Source organism: Helicobacter pylori (assembly GCF_015904775.1).
Lineage (GTDB): Bacteria > Campylobacterota > Campylobacteria > Campylobacterales > Helicobacteraceae > Helicobacter > Helicobacter pylori_DM.
Genome location: NZ_JADZNC010000018.1, coordinates 1 through 11,417, shown reverse-complemented (window position 1 = coordinate 11,417; position 11,417 = coordinate 1). Strand labels below are relative to the sequence as shown.

Below are 11,417 nucleotides of genomic sequence, written 5' to 3'. Positions count from 1 at the left end.
GGCAAGGTCATGAATGGTTCTAACCTCAAAAATTGGCTATTCCCTACCATTTGCTTTTTTTTATTTTGCTATATTTTAATTTTTTTAATGTTTTTTATGTTTAAAAGTTTGCAATCGCAATCGTTTGGCTCTGTGGCAGAAACCGGAAAAAAACCCATCACCACCACCAAGAAATTTGGTAAGGAATTGCAAAAACAGATTTCAAAAATCCATTAACTTTTTTTCTTTTTTGCCGATACTTGCTGTAATGGAATGAATATCAAATTAAAGGATTTTACAATGATTAATGCCGTTTCTTCTCTTGCTCCGGTGCAGTCTTTGGGTAATTACAAGCGTGTGGAAAAGAATGAAAAAGTTGAAAACAATGAGGCCGCTCTTGATAGGGTAGCTGAGATCAAGAAAGCTATTGAAAATAACCAGTATAAAATCAACTTGCATGAGACTTCTCACAAAATGGCACAGGATTTATTGGGGATAAGCTAGGGGGTTTAAGGGCTTCATTTCTAGGGGGTTTATTCTTGCTGTGATTTTGCTTTTCATTAAATTTTAGTTTCTCTGTGTTTTAAAATGAGTTTGTTGCTTTCTTAAATAGGGCATGTTTTTAGTCGTGTGTTAGGAATGATTGATTGGGGATTTTAACTTTTATGGATTTTTGCTCTGGTATTGGTGGAGGCCGTTTGGGCTTGGAGCAATGCCATTTAAAATGCGTAGGGCATGCCGAAATCAATCATGAAGCCATTAGGACTTATGAATTATTTTTTAAAGATACCCATAATTTTGGGGATTTGATGCGAATCAATCCTAATGATTTACCCGATTTTGATGCGTTAGTTAGCGGGTTTCCTTGTCAAGCTTTTTCTATTAATGGCAAAAGGAAGGGGCTTGAAGATGAAAGAGGGACGATTATTTATGGGCTTATTCGCATTTTAAAAGTCAAACAGCCCAAATTTTTCTTGCTTGAAAATGTTAAAGGCTTGATCAATCATAATAAAAAGGCAACTTTTAATATTATTATAAAAGCCTTGCAAGAAGCAGGCTATACAACTTATTATCAAATTTTAAACAGCGCTGATTTCCAATTAGCCCAAAAGAGGGAACGCCTTTATATCGTAGGGTTTAGGAAGGATTTGAAACACCCATTTCATTTCCCTTTAGGTTTAGCCAATGATTATTGTTTTAAGGATTTTTTAGACGCTGATAATGAATGCTATTTGGATGTGAGTAACGCTGCATTTCAAAGATACTTGCACAACCGATACAACCATAACCGGGTTTTTTTAGAGAATATTTTAACTTTAGAAAACGCCGTTTTAGACACAAGACAATCTGATTTAAGGTTGTATTTTAATGTTTTTCCTACTTTAAGGACTTCTCGGCATGGTTTGTTTTATACCCAAAAAGGCAAAATCAAAAAATTAAACGCTATTGAAAGCTTGCTTTTGCAAGGATTTCCTAGAGATTTGATCGATAAGATTAAAGATAATCCTAACTTTAAAGAAAGCCATTTGCTATCCCAAGCAGGGAATGCGATGAGCGTGAATGTGATTGCTGCTATCACACAGCAAATGTTAAAGGCAGTTTCTAATGAATAGTCATACAAGTTTTTTTGGCTCACTCATTGCTAAAAATGGTTTTTTAAACGAAAAGAAAGTCGCACAAAAATTCAATGATTACTCTAATGATAGAGATGCACAAATTTGGTTAATGATTATGGGCTATGATTTAAATAAGATTGAATATGTTAAAGTGAATGTGCTTAGTGGGTATAAAGCCGATATAAATGTCATCATTCAAATTAAATTAAAACAAGCCTTAGATAGCGAGAATATATAAGTTAAATTAGTGAGTAATCAAAAAGGTTTTAATCAAATTGATAAAAGAAAGCTCAAATCTTATCAAGAAATGTGGAATATTCCCCCTAATATTTATCAATTATTCGCTTATTTTACAGGAGAGTTAAAGCCGACAAGACAAGATATAAAATATCCTAATAAAAGAATGCTTATTAATGAATTTTCTCATAAAGAACAACAAGAATTATTAGCATGGTTAAATGACAATAAAATGCTGATTGTTTCTGATATTTTAAAAGGTAGGGGTGAGTTTAGTGCTGAATGGGTGTTAGTCATACAAGCAATTAATTTTGATATAAAATGGGCTTTAAAAAATATTAATGTTGTCATGCAACATTATTTTGATGATGGAAGTGTAGAAATAAGCAAAAAAGGCTCACTCAAAATAGGAAGAATTACTATTCAAAGAAAGGGAGGTGATAATGGCAGAGAAAGTGCAAACATGTTGCAGTTTAAAATTGACCCTACAGAACTTTTGGACTAAGTATTTGCTGATAGTAAAACTCTAAAATGGCATAGTATTTGCTTGAATACGGCTGAAACAAGAGCTAAAGGATTTGTTATGGTCGTTTTACATTCTCATTTAGAAAACGCGCTCAACCAATTGAAAGCATTGATTGATTTAACCGAGCGCGATATAAGAGACATCAAGCTCGCTAAACATGCCGAAATTTTTGAAAGAAACCATCAAAAACAGCTAGCGATTCAAGCTTTTGAAAAAGAAAAAGCAAATATAGATGCACAAATGTTGTCTTTAAAAAACCAATTCCCCAATAAAGAAATGAGTGAATTGTTAGACGAAAAAACGAGCGATTTTTTAAACCAAATGCGAGAGTCCTTGCTTGTTTTGAAAGAAAAAAACTTGATTTATTCGCGCATGGCGTTTGCGGTTTCTGAGTTTTATTCTTCGCTCATCCAACAAATCATTCCCCATGACACTTGCGATTATAAAGGCTCTAGGCATGTGGGGAGCCATTTTTTAAGAGTGCAGGCGTAAAATGGGCGGGATTTTATCTTCACTCAACGCTTCTTACACGGGCCTACAAGCCCATCAGAGCATGGTGGATGTTACTGGGAATAACATTTCTAACGCCAGCGATGAATTTTATAGCCGTCAGCGTGTGATTGCAAAGCCTCAAGAGGCTTACATGTATGGCACTAAAAATGTGAATATGGGCGTGGATGTAACAGCCATTGAAAGGGTGCATGATGAGTTTGTTTTTTCTCGTTACACGAAGGCTAATTACGAAAACACTTATTACGATACAGAGTTTTCGCATTTAAAAGAAGCGAGCGCGTATTTTCCGGATATTGATGAAGCGAGCCTTTTTACGGATTTGCAAGATTATTTTAACTCATGGAAAGAATTGTCTAAAAACGCCAAAGACTCCGCTCAAAAACAGGCCCTTGCGCAAAAAACAGAAGCTTTAACGCACAACATTAAAGACACCAGAGAAAGATTAACGACCTTACAGCATAAGGCGAGTGAAGAATTAAAAAGCGTGATTAAAGAAGTCAATAGCTTGGGTTCTCAAATCGCTCAAATCAACAAACGCATTAAAGAAGTGGAAAATAACAAAAGCTTAAAGCATGCGAATGAATTAAGGGATAAGCGAGATGAGTTGGAATTCCATTTGCGAGAGCTTTTAGGGGGGAATGTTTTTAAAAGCAGCATTAAAACTAGTTCGCTCACCGATAAAGACTCGGCGGATTTTGATGAGAGCTATAACCTTAATATCGGGCATGGATTCAATATCATTGATGGCTCTATTTTCCATCCTTTGGTGGTTAAAGAATCCGAAAATAAAGGGGGTTTGAACCAGGTTTATTTTCAAAGCGATGATTTTAAGGTTACTAATATTACTGACAAGCTCAATCAGGGAAAAGTGGGGGCGTTATTGAATGTGTATAATGACGGCTCTAACGGGACTTTGAAGGGCAAATTGCAAGATTATATTGATTTATTGGATTCTTTTGCTAGGGGCTTGATAGAATCCACTAATGCGATTTACGCTCAAAGCGCGAGTCATCATATTGAGGGCGAGCCGGTGGAGTTTAATAGCGATGAAGCCTTTAAAGACACTAACTACAATATCAAAAACGGCTCGTTTGACTTAATCGCTTACAATACCGATGGTAAAGAAATCGCCAGAAAAACCATTACTATCACGCCCATTACAACCATGAACGATATTATCCAAGCCATTAACGCTAACACCGATGACAATCAAGACAACAATACCGAAAACGATTTTGATGATTATTTCACATCGAGCTTTAACAATGAGACTAAAAAGTTTGTTATCCAGCCTAAAAACGCTTCGCAAGGGTTGTTTGTCTCTATGAAAGATAACGGCACGAATTTTATGGGGGCGTTAAAGCTCAACCCTTTTTTTCAAGGCGATGACGCTTCTAATATCAGCTTGAATAAAGAATACAAAAAAGAGCCTACCACTATCCGCCCATGGCTTGCCCCCATTAACGGGAATTTTGATGTGGCGAACATGATGCAGCAATTGCAATACGACAGCGTGGATTTTTATAACGACAAGTTTGACATTAAACCCATGAAAATCAGCGAGTTTTATCAATTTTTAACCGGTAAAATCAACACGGACGCTGAAAAATCAGGGCGTATTTTGGACACCAAACAAAGCATGCTAGAGACCATTAAAAAAGAGCAACTCTCTATTTCGCAAGTGAGCGTGGATGAAGAAATGCTGAATCTAATCAAGTTTCAAAGCGGTTATGCGGCTAACGCTAAGGTCATTACCGCCATTGATCGGATGATAGACACTCTGTTGGGGATTAAACAATAAGTTTCCTAGCGTTTTTATCAAATAGGCCCTATTTAACTTATTTCTTAAACTCTGTTTATTTTAAAACTCATTTTTGAGCCTTTTTTATAGCCAACACTCAAACGATAATGGCTAATAGCATCATATAAGCTATAAGCGAGAGGGTGTTTTGTAAAGCTTGTGTTATAATAACAACGAAATTTTAAGCGTAACTGATTGAAAGGAAAACAGATGAGACGGAGTTTTTTAAAGACGATTGGCTTGGGCGTGATAGCGCTCTCTTTGGGTTTGTTAAGCCCTTTGAGCGCAGCGAGTTACCCCCCCATTAAAAACACTAAAGTAGGCTTAGCCCTTTCTAGCCACCCGCTAGCTAGTGAGATCGGGCAAAAGGTTTTAGAAGATGGAGGTAATGCGATTGATGCGGCTGTAGCGATAGGTTTTGCTCTAGCGGTCGTCCATCCTGCAGCAGGCAATATTGGTGGTGGGGGTTTTGCGGTTATCCATTTGGCTAATGGTGAAAATGTTGCCTTAGATTTTAGAGAAAAAGCCCCCTTAAAAGCCACTAAGAACATGTTTTTAGACAAGCAAGGCAATGTAGTCCCTAAACTCAGCGAAGATGGCTATTTGGCAGCTGGGGTTCCTGGAACGGTGGCGGGCATGGAAGCGATGTTGAAAAAATACGGCACAAAAAAACTATCGCAACTCATTGATCCTGCCATTAAATTGGCTGAAAATGGTTATGTGATTTCACAAAGACAAGCAGAAACCCTAAAAGAAGCAAGGGAGCGGTTTTTAAAATACAGTTCTAGCAAAAAGTATTTTTTTAAAAAAGGCCATCTTGATTATCAAGAAGGGGATTTGTTTGTCCAAAAAGATTTAGCCAAGACTTTGAATCAAATCAAAACGCTAGGCGCTAAAGGCTTTTACCAAGGGCAAGTCGCTGATTTGATTGAAAAAGACATGAAAAAAAATGGAGGGATTATCACTAAAGAAGATTTAGCCAGTTACAATGTGAAATGGCGCAAACCCGTAATAGGGAGTTATCGTGGGTATAAGATCATTTCTATGTCGCCACCAAGTTCGGGAGGCACGCATTTGATCCAGATTTTAAATGTCATGGAGAATGCGGATTTAAGCGCTCTTGGGTATGGGGCTTCTAAGAATATCCATATCGTTGCAGAAGCGATGCGCCAAGCTTATGCGGATCGATCGGTTTATATGGGAGACGCTGATTTTGTTTCGGTGCCGGTGGATAAATTGATTAATAAAGCGTATGCCAAAAAGATTTTTGATACTATCCAGCCAGATACGGTTACGCCAAGCTCTCAAATCAAACCAGGAATGGGGCAGTTGCACGAGGGGAGCAACACCACGCATTATTCTGTAGCGGACAGGTGGGGGAATGCGGTCAGCGTTACTTACACCATTAACGCCTCTTATGGGAGCGCTGCTAGTATTGATGGGGCAGGGTTTTTATTGAACAATGAAATGGATGATTTTTCCATAAAGCCAGGGAATCCCAATCTCTATGGTTTAGTGGGGGGCGATGCGAATGCGATTGAAGCCAATAAACGCCCTTTAAGCTCCATGTCGCCTACGATCGTGTTGAAAAACAATAAGGTTTTTTTGGTGGTGGGAAGCCCTGGAGGGTCTAGGATTATCACTACGGTGTTGCAAGTGATTTCTAATGTCATTGATTATAACATGAATATTTCTGAAGCGGTTTCAGCCCCTAGATTCCACATGCAATGGCTGCCTGATGAATTAAGGATTGAAAAGTTTGGCATGCCCGCTGATGTGAAAGATAACCTCACTAAAATGGGCTATCAGATTGTTACTAAGCCGGTTATGGGCGATGTGAATGCGATCCAAGTTTTGCCTAAAACTAAAGGGAGCGTTTTCTATGGATCAACGGATCCAAGGAAAGAATTTTAATTCTTTGTCATATGCGGGTTTTTAATCCTATTTAGCCTTATTTTTTTGGGGGGGGACTTTTTTAGCGAGAAAATCTTAAATTTAGTTTTAAGATTTATAAAAATAGTGTAAAATTTCTCATTACAAGAGATGACATTAGATCTAAAATGGTGTGTGCAGAATGGGGTTTGAGAATGTTTGCTAGTTCTAGGACGCATGCAGTTTCTTTTTTAAGATTGGTAGCCATTGACATTATGTTTGATCTTATTAAAGCAGAGGAGTAACAATGGGATACGCAAGCAAATTAGCCTTGAAGATTTGTTTGGCAAGTTTATGTTTATTTAGCGCTCTTGGTGCAGAACACCTTGAACAAAAAGGGAATTATATTTATAAAGGGGAGGAAGCCTATAATAATAAGGAATACGAGCGAGCGGCTTCTTTTTATAAGAGCGCTATTAAAAATGGCGAGCCGCTTGCTTATGTTCTTTTAGGGATCATGTATGAAAATGGTAGGGGTGTGCCTAAAGATTACAAGAAAGCGGCTGAATATTTTCAAAAAGCGGTTGATAATGATATACCTAGAGGGTATAACAATTTAGGCGTGATGTATAAAGAGGGTAGGGGCGTGCCTAAAGATGAAAAGAAAGCCGTGGAATATTTTAGAATAGCTACAGAGAAGGGCTATACTAACGCCTATATAAACTTAGGCATCATGTATATGGAGGGTAGGGGCGTTCCAAGCAACTATGCGAAAGCGACAGAGTGCTTTAGAAAAGCGATGCATAAGGGTAATGTAGAAGCTTATATCCTTTTAGGGGATATTTATTATAGTGGGAATGATCAATTGGGTATTGAGCCAGACAAAGACAAGGCTATTGTCTATTATAAAATGGCGGCTGATATGAGTTCTTCTAGGGCTTATGAAGGGTTATCAGAGTCTTATCGGTATGGGTTAGGCGTGGAAAAAGATAAACAAAAAGCTGAAGAATACATGCAAAAAGCATGCGATTTTGACATTGATAAAAATTGTAAGAAAAAGAATACTTCAAGCCGATGACTCTCAAACTTGGGCTTGATTCAAGGATTTTTTGTTTTATGTTAGATAGCGTGTTTTTTGAACAATTGATTTGAAGCGATTAGATTAAAGATATTGTATTTTTCATGGCTAAGCGACTTTATATTAAAAACTTTAGCCAAAAAAACATTGCTTGCTATAACTTTGCTTTGTTTGTCTCGCCTAAATATTCCCCTTGTCTTAACAAATCCCTAAATTTACAAACTCCAAACAATAGCGAGCGGGTTTCATAAGCTTTTTAAAAACGACGCAAAGATTGCCGAAAGCCTAAAGCCAGCCACTACTAAAAATTTAAGCCAAGGTTTAGCGACCACTCTAAGCGGAGCGTTAAAATACCAATGGACTAAATTCACGCTAGGAACGCTATACAGAAACGCGCCCGATCGCATTTTAGGGATTAAACTCCCCAAAGCCCTAAACGAAGCCACCGCAGGAGCGGCCTTAAAGTATCACATTAAACGAGCGCTTGAGAGAAGCCACTCTATAAGCGAATTTAGTAAAAATTTAAACTTGAGCGCACAAAACGCTAAATTTTCCAACAACACGCTTAAAATCATTGAAGAGCTTAACAACGGGATCAAGCAAGCCAGCGAAGAACTAAGCAAGAAAGCGAGCGATTTACAACACGCTACAACCCCACTCAAAGAGTTTGGCAAGAACTACCCAGAGTTTGCCTTAAAGCCTAAGGAAGCGTTAGAGAAATTATTACAAGAGCGAAACGGACAAGTCGCAGGTGCAGCGTATAGGGACGATTTAGGAGGGATTGATTTTGTTTGGGGAACGCCAAAGACTAAAGAGAGCGTAGGTTATGGGTTAGCGCATGTATTAGAACGAAGAGAACAGCAAGCGCTTGCTGATGGCTTAAGTGAAGCAGAAGCTAAAGAATACGCCTTAAATATCGTTAAATCTATCCCTGAAGTGTTAGAGAAAGGCACTAAAGGCACGGATCATTTAGGGCGCGTGTTTGTGGATTATGGAAATAAGAGAGTAGGTTTAAATAACACATGGAATAACAAAGATTTAGAAAACCATTGGGTGATAAGCAGTTATGAATTACGAGATACAACAGAGAAGCCCACGCATTTTCCGACCTCGCAAGCAATCACTAAAGAAAAGGACATTCATTCTTTAAACTCCGTAGAACCTAATCCTACCACAAACGCGCTTAAAACGCAAGAGTCTTTATCCCCCTTAGAACAAGCCAACGCCGAAAAGCTTGCGAAGTTAGAAAGCGAAAGGTTAGAAAGCGAACAAGAATTTTTAAAAGCCAAAGAGCAAGAAACAAAGCGTAAAGACGCCTTAAAACGAAAATTAGAACACGAGCGAGGGAATGCAGGCAACATTGAAAGCCAGACTAAAATTGAAGTAGGAGAGGATATACCCACTCAAATACAAGCGCAGATCCCAAAGAGTAGAGTAAGGCTAAACGAACGAGAGATTTACGATCTAGATTATGCGATAGTCAAAGCGAAAGACTTAAAGCCAAGCTTTACCACAGGCGGGACGCAAAAACGCACCGACATGAACGAAGAGCAGATCAAAAGCATTTCGCAAAATTTTGACCCTAAAAAGATATTTGGGAGCGGAGGGTTTGAAGATTTACCGATTATCCTGCATGATGGGCAAGTGATCGCAGGAAACCACCGCATCCAAGGCATGCTGAATTTCACGCCTAAAAGCCGTCATATTTACGAGAAAGCGATCAAGGAATACTATAACATTGATTTGAAACCAGACGAGCTGTTAGTGCGCGTGCCACACAATAGATTAAACAACACCGAGATCAACAATTTAGCGGCTTCAAGCAATCAAGGAAGATTTAACAGCGAGAGCGATCATGCAATAGCGGTTTTAAGCCACTATGAAGCGAAGTTGAAAGAATTAGACCAAAAATTAGACGCTGATAGCATTTATTCTTTAAAAAACATTGTCGCTAAAAATTTGAATTTTGACAAAGCGACTCATCCTAATGTAGGCGATAGTAACCTCGCACTTCTCATGTTTAACATGCCACGAACCAAGACGCAAGGGATAGAATTACTCAACCGCTGGTAGAAAGAGTTTTCAAACGACATTAAAAGCTATGAAAAAGTAAAAAAAATGTTTGTAGATAATACCGGGAGTTTTCACAATTTAATCCATGACATGAATTTCCCTAAGGTGAGTTTAAACGCTTATTTAAGCGATATTATGGATCGCAGTTTTGCGAATTTAAAGAACTATCAAAGCACGAGCGAAAGTTTGAAAGATTTGAGCGAAAAATTTTATAAAACGAACTCTTTAGAAATGTTTGAAAAGAGCGATCAAACTACGAGCGATATAAGCGAGATTTTAGGAGGAGCGATCGCACGATTTGCAAGGTTTGATGATCCTTCAAAAGCGCTATTTGAAGCGTTAAGAAGCGAAAACATTAAAAAAGGTTTGAAAGAATTTAAGATCGCCGATGTTACAAAAGACATGTTTGATCCTAATAGCAAAGAATTTAAAGATATTGATATTTACGATTTTACGCATTACCTTTTAATGGTGAATAGAGAGCCGAACGAAAATAACCCTACCTTAACGCGCTTGATAGAAGCCGTAAAGGACATGCAAAAAGAAAACAAGAAAGGGATAAAAGGAAAAACTAGTGATACAAATTTAGGTAATGATGAAATTAAAAAACTTATTGATGAAAGCCCACGAACTGGAAAGCTTATGCCTATTTTAGGAATGCAAAATTTAAACGCAGAAGCGGTTAAATACATTCAAAAAAATCATAAACGAATAGCTGTTGAAAAGATAGATCCACGCTTTGCTAAAGATTTACGATTGAAATATCCAGATGATGCAAGAGCGGTTATTGACTATCAAGCTATTAACCACATCCTAAAAGAACACAAAAACTTAACGCATGAAGACATAGCCAACTATAGAGAATTATCCAAACAAGCTAATGAAACCTTAAAACTAAAAGATAATCAAAACAGACCGGTAGTAGCGAGTTTTAATCAAATTAATGGATTTTTTGTAGTGGTGGAGCAAGTATCAAACGCTAAGAATGAATTAATGCTAAAAACCATGTATAAGGCAAGAGGAAATTATAAGGATAGTTTGATCTATAAAAAACATTAGCAAAATCTCAGAATAGCAATTGACCATCAGTTATGAGCTGAGTGCTAGACATATTTGATAAAGCTAATGTATTTTGAAACTATAAAACAAAAGCTTGAAAAAGTCAAGGAGTAAGAAATGCAGTTATTTGAAAAATGGCAGAGCGCAAGAGATGCCTATGATATTTTTTACCAAGAGGCCGAACATTTGGGATTAGAAGTTGTAACATTCTTGAAGCATTTTTGTGAAGCCAATGATACCCTTACAAATGCGATTTTAAAAATGTTTGACAGCGAGAGCGATCAATTTTCAATATTAGTAAAGACCGCCGAGAGTGTAGAGAATTACCCGCTAGCGTTTAAATTTAAAAATGCTATTGGTGAAGTTTGGGCGTTTGTCGTTAGAGATAAGCAAGATGAAAACAAAACCATGCGCGATTTTTTAGAAGCATGCGAGCGTGATAGCGCTACTCACTTGCTAGGAAAGCCAATTGAACGAGCCAAGCAATGCTTATCACTTGTGAAGCAATACAGAGAAAATAAAAGAGATTGTGCAGTGGTGATTATTGATTATCTGATCGTGGAATTGTTGGTAAATGGAGGTTTTGATGAATTACCCTAATCTACCTAATAGCGCGCTTGAAATTAAAGAACAGCCAGAAGTGAAAGAAATCACTAACGAATT

Annotated in this window: 11 protein-coding genes and 1 pseudogene; 11 read left to right on the top strand and 1 reads right to left on the bottom strand. The window is 37.7% G+C overall.

Going from position 1 to position 11,417, the window contains the following annotated elements; translation table 11 throughout:
* Positions 1–9: 9 nt before the first annotated feature.
* The 8 genes and pseudogenes from I6852_RS07320 to I6852_RS07285 all read left to right on the top strand — a co-directional run bounded on the left by I6852_RS07320 (position 10) and on the right by I6852_RS07285 (position 7,622).
* The gene (locus tag I6852_RS07320; protein WP_001014529.1) at positions 10–216 is read left to right on the top strand and encodes a hypothetical protein; all 207 of its coding nucleotides are present in this window, start codon (positions 10–12) and stop codon (positions 214–216) included.
* A 63-nt stretch (positions 217–279) separates the two neighbouring features.
* A complete protein-coding gene (locus tag I6852_RS07315; protein ID WP_001864146.1) occupies positions 280–483 on the top strand; it encodes a flagellar biosynthesis anti-sigma factor FlgM in 204 nt (67 codons plus the stop codon).
* A 143-nt stretch (positions 484–626) separates the two neighbouring features.
* Positions 627–1,592 carry a DNA cytosine methyltransferase gene (dcm, locus tag I6852_RS07310; protein WP_197292001.1) on the top strand — a complete coding sequence of 322 codons (966 nt, stop codon included), beginning with the start codon at positions 627–629 and terminating at the stop codon, positions 1,590–1,592.
* Positions 1,585–2,337: pseudogene (locus I6852_RS07305) on the top strand (PDDEXK family nuclease). The gene dcm and the pseudogene I6852_RS07305 overlap by 8 nt, the downstream one beginning before the upstream one ends.
* Positions 2,338–2,415: 78 nt before the next feature.
* Complete coding sequence (locus tag I6852_RS07300) at positions 2,416–2,850, top strand: hypothetical protein (protein WP_000260871.1); 435 nt, start codon at positions 2,416–2,418, stop codon at positions 2,848–2,850.
* Between the two features lies 1 nt (position 2,851).
* On the top strand, positions 2,852–4,672 hold the full coding sequence (gene flgK / locus I6852_RS07295) for a flagellar hook-associated protein FlgK (RefSeq protein ID WP_197292002.1): 1,821 nt from the start codon (positions 2,852–2,854) through the stop codon (positions 4,670–4,672).
* 210 nt (positions 4,673–4,882) lie between these two features.
* Positions 4,883–6,586 (top strand): gamma-glutamyltransferase, encoded by a 1,704-nt coding sequence (ggt, locus tag I6852_RS07290; protein ID WP_197292003.1) that lies wholly within the window; start codon positions 4,883–4,885, stop codon positions 6,584–6,586.
* 265 nt (positions 6,587–6,851) lie between these two features.
* Positions 6,852–7,622 carry an HP1117 family Sel1-like repeat protein gene (locus I6852_RS07285; RefSeq protein WP_097706046.1) on the top strand — a complete coding sequence of 257 codons (771 nt, stop codon included), beginning with the start codon at positions 6,852–6,854 and terminating at the stop codon, positions 7,620–7,622.
* Between the two features lie 245 nt (positions 7,623–7,867).
* On the opposite strand, the gene I6852_RS07280 is transcribed toward I6852_RS07285, so the two are convergent.
* Positions 7,868–8,068, bottom strand: coding sequence for a hypothetical protein (locus I6852_RS07280; RefSeq protein ID WP_197292977.1), 201 nt, complete (start codon positions 8,066–8,068; stop codon positions 7,868–7,870).
* Between the two features lie 82 nt (positions 8,069–8,150).
* Between I6852_RS07280 and I6852_RS08295 the strand changes: the two genes are divergently transcribed.
* The 3 genes from I6852_RS08295 to I6852_RS07265 all read left to right on the top strand — a co-directional run bounded on the left by I6852_RS08295 (position 8,151) and on the right by I6852_RS07265 (position 11,354).
* The gene (locus I6852_RS08295; protein ID WP_414735722.1) at positions 8,151–9,695 is read left to right on the top strand and encodes a DUF3519 domain-containing protein; all 1,545 of its coding nucleotides are present in this window, start codon (positions 8,151–8,153) and stop codon (positions 9,693–9,695) included.
* Positions 9,696–9,740: 45 nt separating this feature from the next.
* Positions 9,741–10,754, top strand: coding sequence for a PBECR3 domain-containing polyvalent protein (locus tag I6852_RS08290; protein ID WP_414735723.1), 1,014 nt, complete (start codon positions 9,741–9,743; stop codon positions 10,752–10,754).
* A 117-nt stretch (positions 10,755–10,871) separates the two neighbouring features.
* A complete protein-coding gene (locus tag I6852_RS07265) occupies positions 10,872–11,354 on the top strand; it encodes a hypothetical protein (RefSeq protein WP_197292004.1) in 483 nt (160 codons plus the stop codon).
* Positions 11,355–11,417: the final 63 nt, after the last annotated feature.

Excerpts from the sequence above, each read along its gene's own strand:
- I6852_RS07320 (WP_001014529.1), top strand. The coding sequence starts at position 10 with ATGAATGGTTCTAACCTCAAAAATTGGCTATTCCCTACCATTTGCTTT.
- I6852_RS07315 (WP_001864146.1), top strand. The coding sequence starts at position 280 with ATGATTAATGCCGTTTCTTCTCTTGCTCCGGTGCAGTCTTTGGGTAAT.
- I6852_RS07300 (WP_000260871.1), top strand. The coding sequence starts at position 2,416 with ATGGTCGTTTTACATTCTCATTTAGAAAACGCGCTCAACCAATTGAAA.
- flgK (WP_197292002.1), top strand. The coding sequence starts at position 2,852 with ATGGGCGGGATTTTATCTTCACTCAACGCTTCTTACACGGGCCTACAA.
- ggt (WP_197292003.1), top strand. The coding sequence starts at position 4,883 with ATGAGACGGAGTTTTTTAAAGACGATTGGCTTGGGCGTGATAGCGCTC.
- I6852_RS07285 (WP_097706046.1), top strand. The coding sequence starts at position 6,852 with ATGGGATACGCAAGCAAATTAGCCTTGAAGATTTGTTTGGCAAGTTTA.
- I6852_RS08290 (WP_414735723.1), top strand. The coding sequence starts at position 9,741 with ATGTTTGTAGATAATACCGGGAGTTTTCACAATTTAATCCATGACATG.
- I6852_RS07265 (WP_197292004.1), top strand. The coding sequence starts at position 10,872 with ATGCAGTTATTTGAAAAATGGCAGAGCGCAAGAGATGCCTATGATATT.